This window comes from Peribacillus sp. JNUCC 23, from assembly GCF_053653995.1.
In genome coordinates this window covers 682,259-707,268 of the sequence record NZ_CM132202.1, presented here as the reverse complement: position 1 = coordinate 707,268, position 25,010 = coordinate 682,259, and the positions used below count along the sequence as shown (strand labels likewise).

At 39.5% G+C, this 25,010-nt stretch carries 22 protein-coding genes and 1 pseudogene; 4 read left to right on the top strand and 19 right to left on the bottom strand.

What is annotated here, in order from left to right:
• Positions 1-11: 11 nt before the first annotated feature.
• Complete coding sequence (locus JNUCC23_RS03475) at positions 12-998, bottom strand: LacI family DNA-binding transcriptional regulator (protein ID WP_062184411.1); 987 nt, start codon at positions 996-998, stop codon at positions 12-14.
• Between the two features lie 355 nt (positions 999-1,353).
• Here JNUCC23_RS03475 and JNUCC23_RS03470 point away from each other — a divergent pair, with 355 nt between their 5' ends.
• Complete coding sequence (locus JNUCC23_RS03470) at positions 1,354-2,772, top strand: NAD-dependent succinate-semialdehyde dehydrogenase (protein ID WP_403074661.1); 1,419 nt, start codon at positions 1,354-1,356, stop codon at positions 2,770-2,772.
• 127 nt (positions 2,773-2,899) lie between these two features.
• On the opposite strand, the gene JNUCC23_RS03465 is transcribed toward JNUCC23_RS03470, so the two are convergent.
• From JNUCC23_RS03465 to JNUCC23_RS03445, 5 genes are all read right to left on the bottom strand, one after another.
• Positions 2,900-3,823: an SDR family NAD(P)-dependent oxidoreductase gene (locus tag JNUCC23_RS03465; RefSeq protein ID WP_454214317.1), complete on the bottom strand. Its 924-nt coding sequence runs from the start codon at positions 3,821-3,823 to the stop codon at positions 2,900-2,902.
• Between the two features lie 49 nt (positions 3,824-3,872).
• On the bottom strand, positions 3,873-4,448 hold the full coding sequence (locus tag JNUCC23_RS03460; RefSeq protein ID WP_403074665.1) for a TetR/AcrR family transcriptional regulator: 576 nt from the start codon (positions 4,446-4,448) through the stop codon (positions 3,873-3,875).
• Positions 4,449-4,974: 526 nt separating this feature from the next.
• Positions 4,975-5,151 (bottom strand): hypothetical protein, encoded by a 177-nt coding sequence (locus JNUCC23_RS03455; RefSeq protein ID WP_403074667.1) that lies wholly within the window; start codon positions 5,149-5,151, stop codon positions 4,975-4,977.
• Positions 5,152-5,280: 129 nt separating this feature from the next.
• A complete protein-coding gene (locus JNUCC23_RS03450; RefSeq protein ID WP_403075210.1) occupies positions 5,281-5,643 on the bottom strand; it encodes a P-II family nitrogen regulator in 363 nt (120 codons plus the stop codon).
• 17 nt (positions 5,644-5,660) lie between these two features.
• A complete protein-coding gene (locus JNUCC23_RS03445) occupies positions 5,661-6,875 on the bottom strand; it encodes an ammonium transporter (RefSeq protein ID WP_403074669.1) in 1,215 nt (404 codons plus the stop codon).
• 268 nt (positions 6,876-7,143) lie between these two features.
• Here JNUCC23_RS03445 and JNUCC23_RS03440 point away from each other — a divergent pair, with 268 nt between their 5' ends.
• Complete coding sequence (locus JNUCC23_RS03440) at positions 7,144-8,565, top strand: TerD family protein (RefSeq protein WP_454214314.1); 1,422 nt, start codon at positions 7,144-7,146, stop codon at positions 8,563-8,565.
• A 94-nt stretch (positions 8,566-8,659) separates the two neighbouring features.
• On the opposite strand, the gene JNUCC23_RS03435 is transcribed toward JNUCC23_RS03440, so the two are convergent.
• The 10 genes from JNUCC23_RS03435 to JNUCC23_RS03390 form a co-directional block, all read right to left on the bottom strand.
• Positions 8,660-8,902 (bottom strand): helix-turn-helix domain-containing protein, encoded by a 243-nt coding sequence (locus JNUCC23_RS03435; protein WP_062184432.1) that lies wholly within the window; start codon positions 8,900-8,902, stop codon positions 8,660-8,662.
• A gap of 41 nt (positions 8,903-8,943) precedes the next feature.
• Positions 8,944-9,759 carry an HAD family hydrolase gene (locus JNUCC23_RS03430; protein ID WP_454214312.1) on the bottom strand — a complete coding sequence of 272 codons (816 nt, stop codon included), beginning with the start codon at positions 9,757-9,759 and terminating at the stop codon, positions 8,944-8,946.
• Positions 9,756-10,877: a cysteine protease StiP family protein gene (locus JNUCC23_RS03425; RefSeq protein WP_454214310.1), complete on the bottom strand. Its 1,122-nt coding sequence runs from the start codon at positions 10,875-10,877 to the stop codon at positions 9,756-9,758. Before JNUCC23_RS03425 ends, JNUCC23_RS03430 begins: the two co-directional genes overlap by 4 nt.
• A complete protein-coding gene (locus tag JNUCC23_RS03420) occupies positions 10,867-12,291 on the bottom strand; it encodes a phosphoribosyltransferase family protein (RefSeq protein WP_454214308.1) in 1,425 nt (474 codons plus the stop codon). The genes JNUCC23_RS03425 and JNUCC23_RS03420 overlap by 11 nt, the downstream gene beginning before the upstream one ends.
• Positions 12,236-13,432, bottom strand: a complete 1,197-nt coding sequence (locus JNUCC23_RS03415; RefSeq protein ID WP_403074680.1) for an HpcH/HpaI aldolase/citrate lyase family protein — start codon at positions 13,430-13,432, stop codon at positions 12,236-12,238. Before JNUCC23_RS03415 ends, JNUCC23_RS03420 begins: the two co-directional genes overlap by 56 nt.
• Before the next feature lie 759 nt (positions 13,433-14,191).
• A complete protein-coding gene (locus JNUCC23_RS03410; protein ID WP_403074682.1) occupies positions 14,192-14,770 on the bottom strand; it encodes a TerD family protein in 579 nt (192 codons plus the stop codon).
• Between the two features lie 203 nt (positions 14,771-14,973).
• Positions 14,974-15,552, bottom strand: a complete 579-nt coding sequence (locus tag JNUCC23_RS03405) for a TerD family protein (RefSeq protein ID WP_403074684.1) — start codon at positions 15,550-15,552, stop codon at positions 14,974-14,976.
• A 233-nt stretch (positions 15,553-15,785) separates the two neighbouring features.
• Positions 15,786-16,397 (bottom strand): TerD family protein, encoded by a 612-nt coding sequence (locus JNUCC23_RS03400; RefSeq protein WP_454214306.1) that lies wholly within the window; start codon positions 16,395-16,397, stop codon positions 15,786-15,788.
• A gap of 89 nt (positions 16,398-16,486) precedes the next feature.
• Positions 16,487-17,581 (bottom strand): toxic anion resistance protein, encoded by a 1,095-nt coding sequence (locus JNUCC23_RS03395; RefSeq protein ID WP_062184454.1) that lies wholly within the window; start codon positions 17,579-17,581, stop codon positions 16,487-16,489.
• Positions 17,582-17,720: 139 nt separating this feature from the next.
• Positions 17,721-19,343 carry a YceG family protein gene (locus tag JNUCC23_RS03390; RefSeq protein ID WP_403074690.1) on the bottom strand — a complete coding sequence of 541 codons (1,623 nt, stop codon included), beginning with the start codon at positions 19,341-19,343 and terminating at the stop codon, positions 17,721-17,723.
• Between the two features lie 243 nt (positions 19,344-19,586).
• On the opposite strand from JNUCC23_RS03390, the pseudogene JNUCC23_RS03385 reads away from it, so the two are divergent.
• Positions 19,587-20,072: pseudogene (locus JNUCC23_RS03385) on the top strand (TerD family protein); the annotation flags it as partial.
• A gap of 102 nt (positions 20,073-20,174) precedes the next feature.
• Positions 20,175-20,879 carry a vWA domain-containing protein gene (locus tag JNUCC23_RS03380; RefSeq protein WP_403075213.1) on the top strand — a complete coding sequence of 235 codons (705 nt, stop codon included), beginning with the start codon at positions 20,175-20,177 and terminating at the stop codon, positions 20,877-20,879.
• A gap of 359 nt (positions 20,880-21,238) precedes the next feature.
• Here the strand turns inward: JNUCC23_RS03380 and larA are convergent, their stop codons facing one another.
• From larA to JNUCC23_RS03365, 3 genes are all read right to left on the bottom strand, one after another.
• On the bottom strand, positions 21,239-22,501 hold the full coding sequence (larA, locus tag JNUCC23_RS03375) for a nickel-dependent lactate racemase (protein ID WP_454214304.1): 1,263 nt from the start codon (positions 22,499-22,501) through the stop codon (positions 21,239-21,241).
• Positions 22,502-22,654: 153 nt separating this feature from the next.
• Complete coding sequence (locus JNUCC23_RS03370) at positions 22,655-23,779, bottom strand: 2-keto-3-deoxygluconate permease (RefSeq protein ID WP_403074693.1); 1,125 nt, start codon at positions 23,777-23,779, stop codon at positions 22,655-22,657.
• A gap of 15 nt (positions 23,780-23,794) precedes the next feature.
• Complete coding sequence (locus JNUCC23_RS03365) at positions 23,795-24,937, bottom strand: glycerate kinase (RefSeq protein ID WP_403074696.1); 1,143 nt, start codon at positions 24,935-24,937, stop codon at positions 23,795-23,797.
• Positions 24,938-25,010: the final 73 nt, after the last annotated feature.

Here is a 25,010-nt window from a genome sequence, read left to right as displayed (position 1 = left end):
GAAGTATAAGATCAATTAATTATTTTGTCAACGCTTTCTCGTTTGATTATTTCATATTTTGAGAATATAACTCGATCTATTTCTTCTTTGTTTACCAATTTTACGATATTTTTTGCAGCAATATTACCAGCTTCTTTATAAAAAAACTTAGCTGTTGTAATGCTAGGATGGATCAAATCCGTTACTTCATACCCCCCAAATCCAGTAATTGAAACAGCTTTCGGAACTTGTAACCCACTCATATAGGCAGCTTTTAAAGCACCGAGAGCTATATTATCAGTCGCACAAACAATGATACTTGGATTGTACTGCTTAATAATTTCAAGAGTTTTATGAATCGCATCTTCACTCTTAAAGCTTGTCTCAAAATATTCCACTTCAATATCTACCTTATTTGCCATCGCAGACATAAATCCTTCTCTACGTTTTACCCCTACTGCGATATCTTCCTTTGTAACGCCTAAATAGGCGATTCTAGTATGTCCTTGTGAAAGAACGTATTCCCCTAATGAATGGGCAGCTTGATAATCATTATGAATCAAGCTATGAAATTCTTCATTTTCTTGGCCAACAAGTAAAATCGGTACCTTTATTTCATGCAAAGCTTTAATATGTTTCTCGGTAACCATAGTTGCCAATAAAATAATGCCCGCCACCTTTTGCTGGGCTAATATATAAATATTTTCAATTTCACGGTCCAAATCCTGACTTGTGTTAGAAATAATTAACTGATATTCCAAATCTCTTAGCTGCTCATCAATGCCAATCAAAGTTTGTGAAGTCGCGTAAGAATCCAATCGGGGAACAATCGTCCCAATGATATTCGTTTTCTTCGCTTTCAAGCTTTGGGCAAATTTATTTGGGGAATATCCTGTTTCTTGAACCACTTTTTCAATTCTTTTCACCGTTTCCTCACTCACAGATCCACCGTTTAAGTACCGTGAAACTGTACTCTTAGCCACACCCGCCATTTTTGCAATATCAGCAATCGTTACCATTTACCCAACTCCATTTTATACAAATCTTCCATTATTATAACAAATGTAGAATGAAGGATGCACCCATTACTCGAATAACCACATCACCCCCAGCCTTTCTTGTATTAGGATCTTAAGAAAAAGGATAACTCATACTGATGTCGAATTATCAACTTACGAAAGTCGTTACATATCGCTTTCACCCCAGTAAATCTGAAATCGCCATTGACATTCAATCTTGATTTTCAGCTTTACATTCATTCTCACATTGCTGATACGCTTGCACTATTTTTTAACTCAAGCAAGAAACTTAAACACAGTTTTATTGTTATGCTTAAGAAGCACGACTTTTACTTACTGAATGGAGGTTGCACGTATGAAACATTATGGAATATTTGTGAACGGCGAATGGTCAGATTATGGCTTAGATAAAATTGAAGTAAGGAATCCAGCTACCAATGAAGTGATTGCCACTGTTCCTAACGGAGGCGCGGATGAAGCAAATAAAGCAACAGATGCAGCATACGACGCTTTTAAAGGATGGGCTGGGCTGTCTGTTTATGAAAGGTCTGAGTTGATTTGGAAATGGCATCACTTAATAGAAGAGAGTAACGCCGAGCTTGGGTACACCATGACAAGGGAACAAGGAAAGCCGTTAAAAGAAGCGATTGGGGAAATTTCCTATGCAAATGGATTTTTATCCTGGTACGCAGAAGAAGGCAAACGAGTGTATGGAGAAACCATCCCAGCAACTCAGGCTAATAAGCGATTATTCGTGTCCAAGCAGCCCGTTGGTGTCGTTAGTGTGATCACTCCTTGGAACTTCCCGGCTGCTATGATCACAAGAAAAGTTGCACCAGCACTTGTGGTTGGCTGTACAGTTGTCATCAAACCATCAGAATTAACACCGCTCACCGCTTTAAAATTGGTTGAGCTAGCAGAACAGGCAGGAATTCCAAAAGGCGTCATTAATGTTGTAACAGGAGATGCAAATGCAATTGGAACTGCCTGGATTGAAGATAATCGAGTCCGTAAGCTTACCTTTACTGGATCAACAAAAGTCGGCAAAATTCTAATGAGAGGCGCAGCAGATACAGTCAAGAAAATCTCCCTTGAACTTGGTGGACATGCGCCAGTTATCGTTTTGGAGGATGCCGACTTAGATAAGGCCGTCACAGGCGTCTTGAACTCTAAATTCCGAAACGCAGGGCAAACTTGTGTCTGCGCAAATAGAATCTATGTACATGAATCCATTCATGACGATTTTATTGAAAAATTAGTCGCCAAAGTGGGAGCTCTTAAAGTAGGTAACGGACTTGAAGAAGGTACTGATATTGGACCGCTTATTAATCAAAACGCCGTCGATAAAGTATTAGCGCATATTGAAGATGCCATCAAGCAAGGTGCCAAACTAGAAACAGGTGGAACGGCAGCAAACGGACTCTTCCTCAAGCCGACCGTTTTAAGCAATATCGATGACTCTATGCTTTGTATGCAAGAAGAAACATTCGGACCACTTGCACCGATTGCTTCCTTCAAAACAGATGAAGAAGCGATTACACGCGCGAACCAGTCCATCTATGGACTAGCAGCTTACGTCTTCACCGAAAACATTAGTAGAGGCATTCAAATCACAGAAGCTCTTGAATTCGGTATCGTCGGCTTGAATGATGGGGTGCCGTCAACTCCTCAAGCACCATTTGGCGGTTTTAAACAAAGTGGTTTAGGTCGCGAAGGCGGACATCAAGGGATAGAAGAATATTTGGAAGTGAAGTATATTTCGTTAGGGTTATAATAGACTAGCTCAAGCTAAATTGGTCACAGCTTGAGCTTTTTGTTTTTATTCAAGGGTTTAAACTGGGACACTTCACATTTTCTATTTTTAAAATGTATCACTAGACGCAAAAGTATCTCCATTTATGTTATTGATTAATACTTTCTAACGTTTTTTGAAACCCTTCTTTATATGGCGTCCTTGGAATGTGACCTATTTCTCTCTCATATTTTCCGCCGTCTAATACGACTGGATCTTCGTTTAAGTAAAACATTTCAACCATTTCCCTCATACCAGGGTCAAACACTCCAAGTAGTCGAATCATATTTTTAGAAACGGTGGAAACCTTTTTCTCATACCCCGTCAACTCTCTAACAAGTTCGATGATCTCCTTTCCAGTAATGGTGCTCGTGCCCGGAATATTCCAATGCCCTCCTTCAAAGCGGTCTTGCATAGCCAATTCACAGACGGCCTTCGCGCCATCCGGTGTATAAATATATTCTCGTGGGATCGTTTGATCCCCGACAAACTGGGCTTTTTTATCTTTCATTATCGCTTGAAACATATAATCCAGCAATGTGTTTTCAGCATGAGGTCCATAGAAGTCTGGAAAATGTGCGATCAACATCGGCACACCGGAATCCTTTGCCATCGAATTCAACTCCAGACGAATTTTTCCTTTTTTCGTATGGGGATCCTTCCTTGTCGTTTCAGCTACCAAGGTACCGAGATTTCTTCCGTAAGCATAGATATTGTCGACAATTACAAGCTTTGTTCTCGTTTTTTTGACCGTATTAAGAATATTTTTCATAAGAATGGGCTGTTTATCCTCCCATTCCTGATAAGGTATATTAATAGAGTGAAAAACAATGTCTGCATATTCCGCGGCCCGACTTATTTGTTCTTCGTTAAAGACATCACCTTGAACAAGTCTTACCTGATGATTTTTGAACAATTTATTTAGCTTCTCTAGGTTTCTAGCAAAAGCCGTAACCTCGACTCCCCGCTCCAGTAATTCATACACAATTGCGCTCCCCATGCCACCCGTCGCTCCCAATACAAGTGCCTTCATTATTATCCCCCCTCTTAATGAACCAACGGTCAATAAAATGTTAAAAAAATTAGCGCTGCAAAATTGTCCGTAAAATGACTTCTACATGTGTTTCAGCCATGATTTCCACCTCAGAATAAGGCTGTCTATTTCTACAATAGACTGAAACAAATCCATGGAGCGATAGAAAAACAGACCACGTTTCTTTAATCGGTATGCTCCTATTGCTCAATTGAAGCAGCGCTTCTGAAAATTGCCGATAGCTTTCACTTGGTTCCTGCTGCAGAAAGCTTTGAACCTCTTCATCTCTCGTTAAAAACATAATTTCATAATGATTAGGATGATCGAGACCAAATTTTATAAATCTTAGAAATAAATCTCTGATTTTTTGATGATTATCAGCTTCACTATTCATCACTTTCGCAATCTCGTGATTCAGTAAGGAAAAGTCCAGCGATACAAGACTGTAGAAGATTTCCGCTTTATTTTTAAAGTGATAATAAAGCGCCCCGTGTGAATATCCAAGATTTTGTGCTATTTTTCTCATCGATACATGCTGATAACCTTGCTCTGCAAATAAGTCTCTCGCCGTGTCCATAATCATTTCTTTTGTTAATTCATTATCCACTGCTTTTCTTGGTGACATAGTTTTCTCCTTTAATTGACCGATGGTTAATTAAAAGTTTATCTAGATTCTCACCGATTGTCAATATATTCTAAAAAAAGATGATTAAACGCAATTCTGTCGTAGTGACTACATCCGCCAATACTACTCATCATATTTGTCACTGATACACGAGTCGAATTTCAGAATTACCTTCAGTTATGTGACCGATGACCACGCTCTGATAAGTAAACTCGAATTTGGTTAGTAACTTTACTTAGATGGTTAGTAAATATTTGAAAGTGTTTAGTAATTTTGCATAGTTGGTTAGTAAATTGTAAAAGTGGTTAGTAAACTTGCTTAGTTAGTTGGTAAGGCGATAATAAATTCCAGATTTCGAATATAACATTGAAAAAAATTCAGTTGAATTTTAGTTTCAATCCCTTTCCCTTAGTTTTCAAACAATTGAAGATTTATCCTGGCGTTCACTTCTAAACTATAAGCATCACTGAAAATTTTGATAAAAAAACATCCCTATCTATGGATAAGGATGAAAAACTAGTTGGATTTAATCTTTCTCGGATATTTGGCACCTTTGCTTAAAAAGAAGTAACAAGTCTTCTAAATTTCTCAAAGGTAAATTCATTAAATAAGAATGGTCAGCAGGTTGATAAATATTTTCCGAAATAAGAGTATGAATGATTTTCTCCTTTCTGGCTTTGACGATTTTTTCAAGCCTTCCCATTTAAGAAATTCCTCCTATCCATGCATTACATCTCATCCGATCTGCTGAATACGTTTCTTAGTTTGTTTTCATCCTGTTTAAACGAATTATCAGCGGGAAAGAAGTCCCTCTCACTGTTAGCAATTCACTTCATTGCTCATTTTTCAATGCAGCACGACCTTCTTCACCAGTACGGATTTTAATCACATTGGCCAGTTCATAAATAAAAATTTTTCCATCTCCTGGTTTACCTGTATTGAAGTTTTTCCTTGCAAGGTCGATTACTTGCTGTACTGGTACCTCACAGACAACGATTTCAATTTTGATTCGGTCATGCAGGCTGATTTCACGAGTCACACCACGATAGGTTTCCTTATACCCCTTTTGCAACCCGGCCCCTTTGACTTCTGCGACCGTAATCCCACTGACGCCGATTTTAGCCAACTCCTGTTTGAACACTTCGAATTTCTCTGGCCTAGTAACAATTTCAATCTTTGTTAATACATCTCCCATCATATAGCCCCCCCTTTTTAAATGGATTCGTGGTATGCCTTTTCTCCGTGTAAAGAAATATCCAGACCAAGCGTTTCATCTTCTTCATTCACTCGTAGCGGTACTAAGTAACTAATTACTTTAGCAATGATAAATGTAAGCACCGCTACGAAAATGTAGGTTGCGACGATTGCAATCAGCTGTTTCCAAAATAAATCGAAACCCCCATACAGCAATCCGTTTGCTCCTCCTGGATTAACAGAAGTTGTAGCGAATAAGCCAGTTGCAATCCCTCCCCATGTGCCACCTACTCCATGAAGACCAAACGCGTCAAGTGCATCATCGTAACCAAGCTTTCCTTTTAAATAAGAAACACCCCAGAAACAGACAGCTCCACCAACTAAGCCAATAATAATAGCGGCAGGCACTGTAACAAAGCCACAGGCAGGTGTAATTGCAACTAACCCGGAGATTGCTCCCGATAATGCACCAAGCATCGTAGGCTTTTTATTGCACACATACTCAATTGCAAGCCAGCCAAGAATGCCAGCTGAAGCAGCAACTGCCGTGTTTACAAAAACGACCATGGCTACTTCATTAATCGTCAAAGCGCTTCCGACGTTAAAGCCATACCACCCGAACCAGATTAATGTTGCACCTAAGAATGTTAGCGGCAGATTATGGGGTGAGTTTTCACCTGACAATTTACGTTTTCCGAGCATAATCGCTAATACGAGACCCGTAACACCAGAGGAAACATGAACCACATTACCACCTGCGAAATCCAATGTTCCAAGCTGAGCTAACCACCCACCGCCCCATACCCAATGAGCTAGTGGAGCGTATACTAGCAACGACCAAAAAATTGTGAACAGTAAGAATGCTGAAAATTTCATGCGCTCAGCGACCCCTCCAGCAATAATAGAAACGGTTATTACAGCAAATGTCATTTGGAATAACATGAACAAACTGTGCGGAATCGTATCACTGTAAGGTCCAGGCTCAAACCCAACCCCTTTCAATCCAATCCAATCTAAACCTCCAAAGAAAGCATTTCCCTCTGAAAAAGAAAGCGAATAGCCGATTGTAACCCATAAGATTGAAATGACAGCTAGCGGCATATAACTATGCATCGCAGTGTTTAATACGTTTTTACTTTTTACCATTCCTCCGTAAAAAAGTGCAATCCCTGGAGTCATAATCCAGACAAGCATGGTTGCCACAAACATAAATACTGAATCTGCTAATTCCATTTTTTCTCCCCCTTATAAATGTTATATTACCTAACATCTCGTGTTATATTTAATATCATATTAAATAAACTAACAAAAAGTCAACTGAATTTTATAAATATTCAAAATAAATGTTAGATTAATTAACATTATGTTTTATCCTTTCCAAACAAGATAACAACTTCAACCTTTGACGTATCAGGTTATTAATACATTACACTGTTAGGCTTTTGTGGTACGATAATAGTAATATTTTCAAAATGATAAACTTTTAAGGAGCGTGTAATCGATGGGTGTAACGCTAAGCAAAGGTCAAAAGGTAGACTTAACAAAAGCCCACCCAGGCCTGCAACACGTTGTTGTAGGACTAGGATGGGATGTCGGCAATTTTGGAGCTAGCTATGATTTAGATGCATCAGCCTTTTTAACTGGTGCGAATGGTAAAGTAGCGAGCGATGCAGATTTTGTTTTCTATAACAACCCTTCTGGAGGGAATGGATCTATTCTATATAGCGGAGATAACCGGACAGGTTCAGGTCATCAAGATGATGAACAAATTCAAATTGATTTGAACCTTGTACCGCAGGCGATCCATCGTATCGCATTTACAATCACGATCCATGATGCGCATATGAAGCAACAAAACTTCGGACAAGTTGCCAATGCTTATGTAAGAATTTTTAACACACAAACATTTGAGGAATTAATACGGTTCGAACTTGGCAGAGACTTCACAGTAGAAACCGCCATCGTTGCAGCAGAATTGTATCGTCATAACGGAGAATGGAAATTCAATGCCATTGCAAGTGGTTTCCAAGGCGGATTATCTGCTTTATGTAGAAACTTCGGTGTGAATGTGGATGATGCACCAACTCCCACTCCAATTGTTCAACAACCTTATCAACAGCAGTCTATCCCTTCGCAACAACAGCAACAAGGGTTTGGCAATCAACAAGGTGGATTTGGCAATAGCAATACCAATACATACGGTCATCAGCCCCAACATCAACAGCAACCAACCTACCAACCTCCTATGCAAAATCAAGCGCAAAGAGGTGGAGCCTCACAGCAATACGGTAGCGAAGAGCTGCAATGCCCACGTTGCCATTCAACCAATGTTAGAACTGGACAAAAAGGATTCGGACTCGGTAAGGCAGCAGTTGGCGGGTTAATTCTCGGTCCAGTCGGGTTGCTAGGCGGATTCATTGGAAAAAACAAATTGAAACTTACTTGTAACAGTTGCGGCAATTCATGGTCACCAAATCAAACCGATTATTCCGAATGGGCCGTGCAACAAAAGCGGAAAGCACAGGATTTATTCGCTCGATACAAAAGTCAGGATGTGTTAGACGCCATCGTCGCAGGATGTGCACTTGTTTCCATGGCAGATGGACACCTAGATCCATCCGAGCGCCAGCAAATGATTGATTTTGTCAATCAAAGCGAAGAATTACGCGTCTTCGATACAAACAAAGTGATCACACAATTCAACAACTTTACTCAGAAAATCGAACGAGATATGATTGTCGGTCGCGCTGAAGCCTTCAAAGCATTAGGCCGCGTCCGAACAAAACCGGAAATCGCTCGTCTTATCGCAAGATATAGCATAGCGATTGGGTACGCAGACGGTAACTTCGACGCGAACGAACAGCGCGTTGTCAGCGAAGTTTGCCGGGAACTTGGTCTTGATCCAGCTGAATTTCTTTCCTAACAAAAAAAGCATGAACATATTAGTCATAAAGAAGCTGGACACCATAAAAAAAAACAAACGGAAGACTCTATCCAAAGAGTCTTCCGTTTGTCTTTTACTCATACTTAGATTTCCAACTATCGAAACTTGCTTGAGTTTTCTTTTCACCAAATACCGCATACATCCCTTCACGAGTAACCACCCATGATGTTCCGAATTTACGAATAGTTCCGTGGGGGAAATCATGAATTCTCCTTCTTAACGTCGAAGAGTCAATGCCCCATTCCTTGCACGCTTCACTTGAGCTCAATATGTTTCGACTATCTAAGTTTGGTTGTTTTTTAAATAAGTTAATCATCCAGCAAGCACCTTCTCGATTGGCATTTTATACAAAAGCGATTACGAAAGCTCTTTATAAATATGCATAACCTGATTCAATATATCTTCAGCGGCTAAGATTCCTTTTTGCCCTGTTCGGTGAATCGTTCTTTTCACCGCCGAATTCTCCATTTCACTTAGTTCTCCATGGATAGGGGATATTGCATAGTCCGCAACTTCCAGCATAGGCAGATCAAGTAGCGAATCCCCCGCCGCTGCCACAAATTGTCGATTGCTTTTTTCTTTAATATAAGCGACTGCATCCCATTTATTCACCGCTTTTGGTACAAAATAAAGCTTGCGACCTTGCAGAGACATTTTCCAACCTTGTTGATCGATTACTTCTTTGAATTGCATTAATTCATCCAGCGGAACCAAGTCACGTTCAATCAAACAATAATGGAACAGTTCATCTGCCGTATGTTGGGAATGAACCCACTCATCGTTAGCTATTTCACCAAAATGTTCAAGGATCTTTTCTCCACTTAATGCCTCATTTTCTAGCTTCATTTTAATTTGTCGTTGCCACTCTTCATCTACTTTACCTTTCACAAGAATATTTCCACCATTGCTTGTCACAGCAAAAGGCGGTACAATTTCCTCTTGGAATAGAGTAATATATTGAAACTGTTCTACCGTTCTTGTTGTAACCGGAAGAAACATCATCTTGTGAGCAACTTCTTTTAATAATTCAATTGCAGCTAAGGTCATATAGGAGATTTCCCGTTCACCGCGTTTTTCAACAACACGCATCGCGGGCGCAGAACGATCTTCACTAAGCCTCATCGAACGGATTGAGTAAATTAATGTTTGATCTAAATCACTCGCAAAGATCATAGCTTCTCCTTCAACGACTTAATTAGTCCGCAACAAGTATATGACATTTCTGGATACTCTTCAATCGGAACACCACGATCTTTAGCCAGCAGAATAATATGCTTTAATCGCTGATCATTTCGATTTTTCACAAGTATCTTCCAAGGAACCCTTCGCAATAAAACACGAGTTGTTTCTCCAACACCAGGCTTTATATGATTTATATCATCGATTGAAAAATCAACTTGTATCTTTCTCACACAAGCCTCTCCTGACCAATTCGGAGCTGTGTGCATCAGACGAATTTTCTCAAGATGAGTTTGAATATCTGGCTCAACTCTAGGAAACTCTTTAACGATGGTAGCAATAAATTCATTGGATACATCTTCTTCTTCAAGATGACGATAATATTTTGCACCATGAAAATCCTGATCAGAAATATACGCTTTATTATGAACTGTACGGCTTACAAGACCTGACACAGTTGAATTCAGACAAGCACTCGGGATCAAGAAATCCTCTCTTGTCCCATAAATTTCAGAACAATAACCTGGGTCAGCTAACACGGCAAGACCGTCATCCAGATTATAGCCAAACTTGTCATTCATTTTTTGGCAAGCTTTTGCTAATTCAAGGCTGATCGCACCTTTACCCGTCCACCCATCAATAAATTGAATCTGACGATCTGGATGATTCTCTTTAATATAACGAATTGCCTGCTCATCAATTCCTTTACCACGGATGATAGAAGCACTATAATGTGGCACATCCAAGTTATAAGCAAATGATAAATAACGCTTAATGAGGATGCCAACCGGCGTACCTGCTCTTGCTAAGGATACAAGTATTAGATTCCTCCCTTTTTTCGCAAGAATTCCTTCTGTCACTACACCTATTGCTACCGCCATTTTCTGTGCATATTCTACCAATGCCTTTTGATACACTTCCATGTATTCAGATGTCGGCTTGTATTCAATCGGCAACATTTCAGAGTAATGAACACCAGATTGAATCGCTTCTTCCCGGTCCTCCGTTCCCTGTTCCTCCATGACTTCACTTAGATCTTTTAATAGAAACGTCACATCTTCAGGTGGATAACTGCCCATTGGCGTAATTGTAAAGTTCTGTTTAATCGGCATGACCTTCTCCTTCTACTTTAGAATTCATGGTCACCACAAAGAGCCTCTTTGCACCGACTTGTTTGATCTTTTCTAATAAAGATTCCAGGCGAACCTCTTCTACTTCGCGCTCGAGGAATAGATAGATGTCTTGGTAGCTCTTGTATGGGATATTGTAAAAATAATTTATGACGCCTGAATCGTCTGGATTCACAAAATCAAACCCATTTGTCACAGCATACCCTTCTTTATCAATTCGATGAATCGGACTTCTCGTCGTTGATTGACAGAAGACATCATTGCCCATATATGAAGCGATTTTCATTGGAAGATACATAAATTCACCCGTCCCTAGACAGAGCGTTTTTCCGCCAGAACGAGTTTGCTTAAGACCCACTCCCACATGAAATGCATAATCATCAATACTCGGGCGATCCCTTGATGATATTCCGTTAAAACGTCCTGTCATTCCGGAATAAGGAACTTGATTCACAGATCCTTCACTACTAATAGATACATACGCAACATCATCAATCTGTTTAAAGCTCTCATATTCTGATAGATTGATAGTATGGATCTCCGTTTCAACAGCAGCACCAGAATGGGCATATTCATAGTAACCTTCCGTATCAACAGGATTTCCATCTACTTCGATCCTACCTGCCAATAATGTTGCGGTTCGGATGCGGATACCCAGCTTTTCTTCTAATTCCGCGTACGCTGCTTTGTTTGCTTCTGAACGCCAATCCAAAAGAGATAAGACGACATACTCTTTTCGAGGATATGCAGCATGAATGGATTCTATAATATTTAATGCTGTTTTCCCTGTTGTAATTTCATCATCAACAAGAACGATTGGGCCATCTTTTTGCAACAACTCTTTATTTCCATAGCACGCTTGCTCAGTCGCATGAGAATGTTCTTCTTCAAACTCTATGCTCGACTCTAACCCGACAATTTGTTCTCTTGTAGTATGAAGATAATGGGCATTATTAAATAAATCAAACACACTATGCCCAAGTGCTGTCGCAGTCTCCGCAAAGCCGATGAAAAGTGTTTCATCAGGTAAATGAAATGGGTTGTCCATGAGAGAATGGTAGATTTCTTCTTGCCTATTTCCTGATAACAACGCTTCTATCACAGCTTTTCTGCCTTCTATTGAATGGGTATGCACCGTCTCTAAATAACGCATCGCTAATAACGCACCACTTAACAAAGAAGTAACCGGCGCTACCGGGATATGCTTGCCAAGGATTTTACTAACAAACAGAAAGCCACGTTTCTTATTTTTCCGGGCTGCCATTTCGAATAAAAAGTCTAAAGGAAGATTATAAGGATTTTCCGTTACTTCAACTGTTACAGCTAAAGAATCTAATATATTAAATATGGATCTGTTCTTGCTCTGTGAGTAAATCAATGTATGAGCATTGTTCATGATACACCCCGTATATTTTCGCTTTGCTAACGATTTTTATTGCCCAATTATAATGGGGCTTCATTTCATTCATTTTATTGGAAAATTGACTTTTCAGTACACCTGATTCTCCACCAATTCCCTCTAATATACTAATAGCATCCATATATTCTTCGTAGGAAACAACAGAAAACGCGTGAACAGGCTTTATATGGGTCGGATGAATAACCGTTTTCCCAGTAAGTCCATTGTTTTTGTCCAGCAATATTTCCTGAATCAACCCATCCAAATATTCATTTAAAAATTCTTTACGAATCGATAAGCCTTCTTTACCAAGACTGTTCGTAAAAGGGGTTTGGCGAAGCTGTGGCTTAAGCACTCGTTCCTCTTTATAAAAGTACTCCCATACAGGCCCTGACACAACATATTCTTTTTCACTTCGGCCAAATACATTCACGATATCAGCAATACAATCTCTGACGACCGAAATATCATAAATCGTAGAATCACTACTTCTTCTTATCCCATACAATCCACAAAAGTCAGTAGCTCCCATCCGGACATTTAAGATGCAATCATAATTTTCATCAAGCAGCTTCTTAATGCTTAATAATGAAGCTATTCTGGATTCTTTATAAATAACTTCAGCCGATTCAAGAATCGGCATCCCATATAATCGAATACCATATTGCTCATTTACATCGCGAAGAGCCGCAATGTAGCCCGCCCCATTTTCTGCTGTGAATTTTGGAAACACAAAGCCAGTTAGCACATGTATCGAGCTACCAAGATGCTCTGCTACATATCTCATTTGCTTTTCACTTCTCACTCGAATAAAAATGATTGGCAGTTCATCCATCGAAAATAATCCTGATTCAATCTGCATATGAAGCTGCTGAAGCTGAGCAATAACATTCATCTCTGCCTGATAGACTTCATGATCACTTACAGCATCTTCAAGACAAAGGACCATAGACACTAAACCATCATGCTTCTGTTTAACTATATCAGCGCAAATATTCGGACGAGTGCCAGGCATATACAAGCAAGCTCCAAGCGTAAGTGCCAGCAATTCTTTCTCGCTGTCTTTAGAAAATTCTATCGGCGTTCGATAAAAGATTTTCTCCACGCGATCCTTTGTTAAATAATTAAAATGCTTCAAACTTCTACCTCCTATTACGAAAAACCGTCACCGGTGTAAGGTTAGATATATAGTGAGACTCAATCAGCGGGGGGGTTCTTCAACCCTCGCTGACTGTTAGTCCCGTTCTAGTGTTGCTAATACCTACACTTCTTCGATTCCTACTCCTCTAATTCTTGAGGTGGGGGTCTTACCGCCCGTTAATGCAGGATTAAAAATTATTGAAAAAATGTATCCTTTATTTTCACTTAAGACTAGCATAAGACAAGCAAGAAATAGGGAGAGTTGTTTTGTTTTCTCTCCCTATTTCTTGTTTGTCTTAAGAGCGAAAAATTCTATTAGTATAAGACGGTCGACTAAGATTCGTACGTCCCTTTGTCTTCATCGACATATCTCGCATCCTTTGTTCCAAGAAATTTGGGATTAAACTAAGAAGGAAATATTTGCCAATATCTCGTAATCTTTCAGTAAAAGAATCGTTAGCTACATCCCTGCAGGCCTCAGTAAGCTAGCAATTTGCGCCAGACATAAAATATATGAAAAACCAATACTTTATTACTTTTACGAAAACCGCAACTACTCCATTCAGCCACACCAGGAACTTCAATCAATAAGTAGTTTTATTGCGAGATAAATAACGAAAAGGGAAACACAAATGTGTTCACCCTTTTGATATTTGGAACAATTATGAATGTACTATTACTTGTTCATCGCAATTTCTAGAACGGAAGGTTCTTAAAGTTACAGTGACAAAATCGTTAAATGATATCTATGTATCCTTTAAACAGATAAACCGTAGTTTTGACATAATGAAGCCAAGCCACCTGAAAACCCACTGCCAATTGCATTAAATTTCCAATCAGAACCATGACGATATAATTCACAAATCACGACTGCTGTTTCAATCGAGAAATCTTCTCCAAGATCATAACGTAAAACTTCTACATTTGTATCTTCGTTTACAACGCGCACAAATGCATTAGACACTTGACCAAAGTTTTGGCTTCGTTGATTCGCATCATGAATTGTAACCGTGATTGCAATTTTATGGATATTTGCAGGAACTTTATTAAAGTCTATTTTGATCTGCTCATCATCCCCATCACCTTCACCAGTACGGTTATCACCCGTATGCAGAACGGAACCACTAGGGTCTTGCAAATTATTATAAAAGATAAAATCAAGGTCGTTGGTACATTTATCATTCTGATCAACTAAAAATGCTGAAGCATCAAGATCAAAATCAAAGCCCCCAGTATATTTATTCGTATCCCAGCCTAGACCAATAACAGCACGTGTCAAACCTGGGTTTGTTTTCGTTAAATCAATTCGTTGCCCCTTTGATAATGAAATGGACATCAACATCATCCCTTCTATTTCCCTTAAAGATTATCGTGGGTGTGCCAAAAGGGTCTGACCTCGCACTCTATCCACAGTATCCAGTAGTAAAACACCAGATAAAGTCTATATGTAGTAGTTGCGGGGTCTGACCCTTTCATTGGACATCCTCAAATCAATAGAAACTCTATCTTCTACGAGCTTATTTAAAAATTCACTAAAAGTTATACAGATAAACCATAGTCAGTTACAAGTGCAGCCAATCCGCCTTGGTAGCCACTACCAATTGCATTGAACTTCCACTCGCCAGCGTGACGGTATAATTCCGCAACAACAACCGCTGTTTCAATCGAGAAATCTTCTCCAAGGTCATAGCGAATGAGTTCTGAATTACCTTGTTCGTTCACAACACGCACGAACGCATTCGATACTTGACCAAAGTTCTGACTGCGAGCTTCTGCGTCATGGATTGTAATCGTAAAAGCAATCTTTTCAACCTCAGCTGGTACAAGGCTTAAGTCGATTTTAATTTGTTCATCGTCTCCATCACCTTCACCTGTAAGGTTATCTCCTGTATGTACGACAGAACCGTTACCGCCTTGAAGATTGTTAAAGAATACAAAATCTTTTTCAGAACCAACTTTCCCTGAAGCGTTTAGCAAGAATACAGAAGAATCTAAATCGAAGTCGTTTCCCCCATCATATTTGTTTGTATCCCAACCTAAACCAATTACTAAATTTTTAAGTCCTGGATTTCCTTTTGTTAAATCTACTTTTTGTCCTTTGCTTAATGAAATCGCCATAATTATTTTCCCTCACTTTATTAGATTTATTTTGTATGAAGACATGGGGACGGGGCTTCGCGACTTACTAATATAGCCAATTTACTTTGGAGATATACTTCCTTTATTAAGAAATTACTCCAAAATCGGGCTCCACACCGCCACCATTGTGATTAAGCAAACGTAACCTGCTTAATGATAGACCTTCATGGTAGATGGTGGCGTTTTAACGCCATATTCGTTTTGTAAAAAAGTTACGCATACTTGTTTGCAATCTCAGAAATAGATGTGTCTTTAGTTCCGTCTCCGATTGCATTAAATTTCCACTCACCGTTATGACGGTAGATTTCTCCAACAAATAATGACGTCAATCCCGCATAGTTATCTGTCAAGTTAAAATGGATTAATTCTTGACCATTTGAATTATCCACCAAGCGGATAAAAGCATTTTGAATCATTCCGAAATCTTGTTTTCGTTGTACACAAGCATAAATATTCACGACGAATACAAGCTTTTCTATACTAGGAGAAACACGATTTAAGTCGACGATGACTTGCTCATCATCCCCATCACCATCTCCTGTTGTGTTATCGCCTGTATGTTTTACACTTCCATCCCCACTTGTTTTATTACCAAAGTAGATCAAGTTGTTTTTATTCGTTAATTTCTCGTTCTTGTCCAAAAGAATGACAGAAGCATCACAGTCAATGTTCGGAGTACTTCCACCACCAAACAATCCTCCTAAAAGGCCTTTTGGCTTCCCTGAACTTACTGGGTCCCATCCTAAACCTACTGTAATGGATGATAAACCGGCTCTGCCTTTTGTAAGGTCTACCTTTTGCCCTTTTTGTAACGAAATCGCCAACAGAAACACTCCCTTACCGACTCACGCCAGCGTGTTTTATTTAATTGTATTGTATCATCATTCTTCCATTCGAACAAATAATAATACTCTTAACTTTTCAATTGTCTTGTTTGAAATTTTTCTTTCAATTCGATTAAACGTTTTGTACCTTCTTCACGTGTTCGTTTATTTTCATCTTCAATTTTCTTTGTTTCTTCTAATCCATTAATAATAATGTTCCATGACTCTTCAATCGTTTCAATTTTGATACTTGGCGCTCCCGCAAGTCGTGCAATCTCTGTGCTTTGTGATGAAATATTTTGTGCATTTCGCACGAGCATTTCATTCGTTCTCCGATCAAGCTCACTCATTGAATCAGCAACAAGCTTTTGACGTTTTGCAGATACCGCCTGAATTAATCCGTTTTTGAAAATTGGAATCGTTGTAACGAAAGCAGAATTAATTTTTCCAATTAGCTTTGTGTTGCCTCTTTGAAGCAATCGGATTTGTGGTGCTGTCTGCAAAGCAACCATCTTTGCCATTTCCAAGTCATATACCCGTTGTTCAAGCGTTTCAATACCATTTCGCAGTGTTTCTAATTCCATTGCTGCAATCTGGTCTCCCGATGTAGCTCTTGCTTCAAACTGCGGCAATAATGTTGCTTTCAATTCCTCTGCCTTCATCGCACCTGCAACACCATATTTTTCAAGGGCTAGGTAGAAATTAAAGTTTTGTTCATACATTTGTTCTAGCGTGTTTGTTGACGTCACCATCTCATTTTGGTACTTAGAAATTTCAACGTAAATCTTATCAATTTCGCCGCCCATTGTTTGGTATTTCCCAAAAATCTTATCGATCACTTTTCCGCCTTTTTTGAATAGTTTCCCAAACAGACCCTTCTTCTCTTCGGCAAAATCCTTCCGATCAAACTGATCCATAACCTTACCAAGCTGCTTTAATAATTCACTGGAATCTTCCATTGAACTGGCCTTCATCGTCCCTAAAATCCGGTCAGAGAACTTCGAAATCTCAACAGCTGGCTCTTTCCCGAACTCCAACAATGAAATCTGATTTTTTACATCAATCTGCTGAGCCAGCTTCTGCACTTCGGGTTCCTGACGAAGTTTGAGTTTAATTTCCTCCGTTTTATTAAGTGACAGCTGGTTCGTATTCTCATCAAGTATTTCTGTACTATTAACCTGCATTCTTTATCCCTCTTTCTTACGTATCTTTTGTGAAAAAGGGGCGGGGCTTCGCAAAATCAACTCGCACCGCCACCTTCATAAGTTGACACAGTTTATAGAACCTGAACCTTATTTAACGTTTTAGTTTTAGAGCAGGTGCTCATTGATCTTTTTTGAAAAAACGACGCCATATCGGTATCTTTGGTTCTTTATATTCGTAATTGAATTCAAACTGATCCATTAAATGTACATCATAATACTGTTCATCCATGTATTGCTCTATGTCTCTAAGACCTGATGGATTAAGAAGAATGATATCAAACCCCAACTCATTTAACAAAAGCAATAGCGCCGCATCGGAACGTGCTAATCCATTTCCGGAACCACTATTGTATAAAATAATTCTTGGAACGAACTGTGGATAATCAAATTTAAGTAATAAACTAACAATAGACTCAGGCAAGACCGTAAGCTGGGTAAATAAATACAATTTGAGATCCGCTATCGTCTCATGATGCTCCAGAAGAAGCTTCGGATTCGCACAAACTCGTGAAATTCCTGCAGCAAGCGCTTCTTGGACACCAAGTGGTAGTTGCTTTAATTTCCACCATACGCTATTGATCATTTTTTTAGGGTCTAGTACTCCATTATCTAAAAGTGCATGCTGATAATGATAGAGGTAATTACCATTGATGCTGTTTGTAAAAGGAAAGTAACGGATAAACAGCGATAACTCGCCGCCCTTTAGCTCCTCAATTTTCCCCCAATACTCACTCCTATTCGTTGTCACTCCTGATACTTTCGCAAAAAGGGATGGAACATGCACTTCATTTCCTTCAATATAAAAGTTCGGTCTAATGAATGCTCTTTCCCTGCTCATTAAAAATAATTCATCATACGTTGTTTTTAGTGTGATGGAGACAGGGTAATGAGAACGATACTGCCATGGCTTAAATATTGGCGTCTCTTCAGTATGTAGAATCCGCTCAATTTCCTTAGATGCCTGATAGGCAACTGTTGCCTTACGAACCGGACGCTGTGTTGGAAAAGATCTCGGTTCTTTTTTCACTTGAAAATCCTGAACAATCATTTGCTTCCGTTCTGGATCTAGTTCTTTGAAGATATCAGACCCGAGTGGATGGAATATTAATAAATCAAGGCCTAAATGTAGAATGAATGATAAGAAATAAAGTTCGCTTTTCGTTGCGTCACCATACCATAAAACAACTGGAACCTCTTCCCCATCCAGTTTACTAAGGATTTCATCAACATGGTTCCAAAGCCATTTAATTAAATCGCTAATCACTCTACGAAAATCAGGATGCTTAAATCCTGAATCATGTTGTTCGACAAATCGGGATAAAGTTTTATTGAAGCTTTCACGTATATGTCGATGAATCGAAGGATCTTCATGAGACGGAATAAGCTGTCTCCCTTCAAGAAAAGCGATAAAGCGATTAACGGAAAGCTGTTCACTTTGGTTTATTTGTAGCACTTCTTGAAGTGCCTGAAATTTCTCGGGATCATTTTCTTTGTTTAAACGGTCATTCCAGACGTATACATGAGGGTTTTGGGATAATGTAAATAATGTCAGATAATAGTCATCCTCATCTCGGGGAATACCTAAGAAACGAGCCGCCACTTGTCCAAGGCTAATGAAGGGTTCACCGCTTTGATGATTATCTCTTTCCGAGCGTTTCTTTTCGATTAATTGTTTCCATTCATCTTCTGTAAAATCGATCAATACCGGATTGATCTTTGCGTATTGACCAAATGCACCCACTGACAAATCTCCTTTCAAAGAAAAGCGCTAAGTTCTTTGTTCAACCTACGCATGCCTGCCAATTCGGATGACAAGGCTTTAAGGATCTAGGCTGTCAAAAATTACTGAAAAACTCCTGTTTCTATTATAACGTATTTGCCAGCAAAAGGTTTCATCGAAGTTGCTGATTTTTGGATATATTTGTATCAAACAAATAACTAGTTCAGGTACAATGAAAAAAGAAATATTGAAGGATGTGTTCTTATGCTTACTTTAGTTAAAGGCCAGAGATTGAATTTGAGTAAACAATACCCTCTCACGAAAAAATGGCGCATCACCGTAGCTTGGGATCTTTCCATGCCTTTAAATCGTAACCTATATGATGTAGACGTATCCGTATTTATGTTGAATGATCAGCGGAAAATTCCGCTTGAAGAGTATTTTATCTTTTATAACCAGCGAGAATCTCCGGACAAGTCTCTGATCATGGCCAATCAAATGCCAAACAATGCCGAACAACAAATTACCATTCATCTTCCCTACATAAAAGACGACATTCATGAAATCCTATTCGTCGTAACCATACATGATGCTGTTGAAAAAAATCAAAGTTTCCAGCATTTTCGTTCCATCAACATGACCATTGAGGACTTTGACACAAACGACACCTTATTTTCCTTTACTGAAAATCAGTTTTATGACGAAACAGCCTTTGAACTTGGTCAATTATACAAAAAAGAGGGTGACTGGCGTTTTAATCCAGTTGGCAGAGGATATAATGCCGGGCTTCAGGAATTCTTGGATCTTTACCATGTAGAAACCGATGAGACTCCTGATTCTGAGCCCGTTCAAATAGCTGAGCCGTTAAAACTCACTAGTTTTGACCTGCTCAAGAAGAAAGTCGATATCGTGTTGGAGAAAAAGGCATTACAGAAAGGAATTGCCCGAGTAGGTGTGGTCCTTGATATATCAGGTTCGATGCGCAGGCTTTACCAAAACGGCACCGTTCAAAACGTCATTGAAAGGCTCCTTGCATTAGCAACCCGCTTCGATGATGACGGCGTTTTAGATGTGTGGATTTATGACAATGAATTTACAAGGATGCCCTCGATTACCGAGAATGATTTCTCCAATTATATCGACCGCGAAATCCTTTCTAATCCACACGTAAAAAAATTCGGTGCCAACAATGAGCCGCCGGTTATGAGAGACGTATTACAAAAGTACTTAGTTGAAGAAAAAAGTAAACTACCAACCTATTTAATTTTCATCAATGACGGTGGCGTTAAAAAGGCAAGTCGCAAACAAGACAATGTTCCAAAAGTATTAATTGAATCATCCACTCAGCCCTTATTCTGGCAATTTGTCGGAATTGGCAACGGAAACTTTGACGTCCTCAGAAAACTCGATGATTTAGAAGGCCGCTTCATCGACAACGCAAACTTTTTTCAAATTGTTGATATCGAAAATGAAAGTGATAATGATTTGTATCATAAATTACTCAACGAATTCCCGTTATGGATGAAAGAAGCGAGAACCAAGCATGTAATTAATTAAGTGCAATAAGAAGAGGGGCGAGTAAGTTTAGGCAGAATCACCGGACTTGATGCGTGCTTCCCCCCACCTTTTTAACCATTGCGAGCTGGAATTCAAATTTGCGTGCCGATTTTCAAATTTGCGCGCCGGAACCAACACTTTCCGAGCGAGAATGGAGATTTGCACGCCGGGGCCACTTTTGTCGTCTTAGATCGAAATTACTAATAAAACAACTCTCTCCTTATTACGCTTTTTTATAAACTATATGTAGTAATTACGGGGGATGTTATAGGACATCCCCTTATATGAGTACTTTACTTATAATTATTTATAAAGAGTATACCAGTTCTCTTTCTTTACCATGTTATCCCGGCCTCACTTTACTCTTCTACATAGGGAATCGTGAGTGGACCCATTGGCAAAACAGCTACTGACATATCATCACCATAAATCTGTTTTAATTCCTCTAACGTTTGTTCAATATTATGCGAGCTTTTTAGCATGGCCCCGTTCACCTGCTCATCCGTAAGTTTGGAATAAACGTATACATCTGCCCACACTTGTATCACTGTTTGTTTTTGAACTTGCCATTGATCAAACATCTTAAAATTAGGACTGTTTATCAAATCTAATAGCTCTTGAGGACTTTTCGCCATGTCAAAAATCTTCGAATAGTTGCCGTGGCTCGGAAGCCCATCCGAACATTCGGAAGCAATAATAATTGTACCTCCTTTTTTTACGATTTTATGCGCGGCGCTCATCCCCTTCACCGCTTGGTAAAGATTCTGATCAAGAGGGTAGCCTGAATTTGATGTAATGACTACATCAAATCGCTCGGCACACTGTATCATCGCATGTTCCTTAACAAACGCACACCCTTTGTCATGTGCTTCGTACAATTCACCGGCAAATACAGCAGTTATTTCTTTGTCTTTATTTAAAGTGACGTTCAACATGAAGTCTGGTTTGCACAGTTGATTTATTTCACGCGTCATGTCTTGAACAGGGTTGTTCTCCATGTTTCCCCATGTAGCTTGGGGGTCCCCGATCATTCTTGCATTATGAAATGTCATGATTGTCTCTATCCCAGCAATCCCTGGCATAATACCTTTTGGTCCCCCAGAAAAACCAGCAAAAAAATGGGGTTCAATAAAGCCCGTTACAATCCGAAAATCAGCTTCGACATACTCTTTATTTAAATAAACATCACAACCAAACTTGCTCTGCCCCAAATTAACTAGCGTTTCTTTATCATGACAATTATTGTTAATGATCCGAATATTGTCTACGACCCATTCGCCAAGCATCGAAACAAACTCTTCCCTTGTCTGGTCCCGGTGAGTACCAGTGCCGTTTATTATGACAAACTTCTCTAGTGGAACATGGTTCAATTCCTCAATCAGCCAAGGTACTAGTTTATGATTAGGTGTAGGTCTTGTAATATCACTGATAACGATTGCGACAGTATCCGTCGCTTTAACGGTCTCCTTAAGAGAGTGAGCACCTATTGGATGTCTAAGAGCATGTGTAACCGCCTCTTTTTCTTCCTCAATTCCTGGTAGATGGTTTGGTTCAACCAAGAATATATCATCAGGCAACTCAAGTAACAATCCATCTTTTCCGTACAATAAATTTGTTTTCATATCCATTTCCTTTCCCTGTAAAAATAAGAGTTTCAAAGTAAACATTCAAAAGAAGAGGGTCTTTAAGTAAAAGACAAGAGGGGGTTAGAGCAACCCCACATCTATCTTATATACAGTTCAAGATTTCTAAGTCAGCCGCTTTTAAACATCCTCTTAATGGATAGATGATTGAGTCGCTTTGTTAATGTCATTATTTAGGCCTACCTCTTCAATCGTCCCATCGATCCCACGTTTCTTTTGATATTTATCTACTAAAATAACAGCGATTGGACATAAAATAGCCGTTGTTAACGTAGCAATTGAGATTTGCGCGGTAGCAACGTTTACGATACTGGCATAGCCAGCAGCCTCCGCATTACTCATCATGCCAGAACTTGCTGCAACTGCAGATGCAGCTGCTATCGCTGCCGGGGTAGCTGCGGCATTTCCTGCTGTGGATGCTTCAGCAACAGGACCAATATAACTTTTTTCTTTGAATAACTTGAATACTAGAATGCCAGTCGCAGCAGTAAGCACAGTTGTTAAAATACCGATTGTGAGGCCTGCAGCGACAACGGAAGGGTTGAAGAAATTAGCAAGGTTCATCCCCGCCCCTAAAGCAAAGGCGAAGAAAGGAACAGGCAGGATTTCACCCGGTTTTAAAAAGGCTCGGATTTCAGGATCTAAATTCCCAAGTAACATCCCTAAACCAATTGGCAGTAAAACAGCGATAAATGCAATAACTGGAAAACTAGAACCTAATAAACCTAGAGACATTAGAGTGAGAAACGGACCATCGTTTAAAGATAGGACCGACACCGCGCCAACATCCGAACGGTTTCCATACTGACCCGTTAAGGCTACATACATTCCACCGTTTCCATTTGTCATAGCGGCAATAATAGCCAAGGTAGACAATCCAAGAATCCCATTCATTGGATCGAAAAAGATGCCAAATAGTAGTCCTATTGTAAGACCTGTTAAATATTTTGAAGATGTGAGCAAGACACCTTTCTTAAGCGCTCGCCCTCCCACTTTCAAATTCATCTGGCTTCCGGCACAGAAGAGAAAGAGTGCAATTAATACGAGTGAACCATTTTTAAATAAAGCTTCCGAAAACCCACCGATTCGTAAAAATTCATAAAATCCCTCTGGTGTTTCGGCGACTCCAAGCTTCTTCAAGAAATTCATGACAACAGGGATATGCATTTGATCAATCGTGTTTAGTAGCGCCCCAAACAAAAGAGGAACAACCATTAACCCACCCGGAACTTTTTCTATCGTTTTTTTTATTTTCATATGCCAAACCACCCTTTATCCATTTAGTTGATTATAAAAAAATGAACGAATAACTTGCTCTGAACAATGTTCTAATAATTCACTTGCACGTTCCATTGCTTCACTCAGCATCATCGGTTGATTAATAATACTGTTCACACTCACTACCCCAAATGGATATAAAGTTTCAACGCCAGGTCCAATAGATCCTGCCAGAATGATAGAGGGAATTCCTTGTGATTTAGCGGCTTGTGCTACTCCCATTGGTGTTTTTCCAGATGCTGTCTGAAAGTCAACCTGACCCTCTCCAGTAATCACAAGATCCGCCCCGATAAGCGCTTGCTGTAATTTCGTATATTCAATCACAATGTCGATCCCTCGCCTCATTTCAGCAGGAAAGAACGCTTGAAAAGCTCCGCCAAGGCCTCCGGCTGCCCCAGCACCTGGTCGGTTATGAAGATGGATTCCTGTGACTTTTTCCACTTCATTTGCAAAATGGGCTAAACATTGATCCAACATTTTTACATCTTCTAAAGTCGCTCCCTTCTGTGGGCCAAAAACAGAAGAAGCCCCATCTGGTCCAATGAATGGATTCTGTACATCGGAAGCTATTAGAAAATTCCTCGCTTTAATTCTTTTATCAAATCCACTCATATCGATTGAGTGTATCCGGGCTAATTCAGCTCCACCAAAGGAAATCTCCTTCTCTTCTTCATCTAAAAGCTTCATCCCTAGAGCCTGTAACATTCCAGCTCCTCCATCATTCGTAGCAGAGCCGCCTATTGCTAAAATGAAAGATTGAAACCCATCATCTAAAGCTTGCTTAATTAATTCTCCAGTTCCATAAGTAGTTGTAAGTCTTGGATTAAGCTTGTCAGAGGTAATGTGTGCAAGTCCGGATGCAGACGCCATTTCAATGACACATGTTTCTCCATCACCTAATACGCCGTATTCAGCTTCCACCGCTTCTCCGAATGGCCCAGTAACGGATACATGCTTTCTGCTACCGCCTGTAGCTACAACCAATGTCTCCATCGTCCCTTCACCACCATCAGCTATAGGCAGCAAGACAGTTTCTGCAGCAGGAAATGCCTTTTTAATGCCTTTTTTGATAGAGTTGGCTGCTTCTACTGCACTTAAACTACCTTTAAATGAATCTGGTGCTATAACGATTTTCATAATCCTCCTCCTTTTAAGAAAACGCTTTCATTTTCTAGTTAAATTATAACTGAACTTGACTATTAAAAGCTTC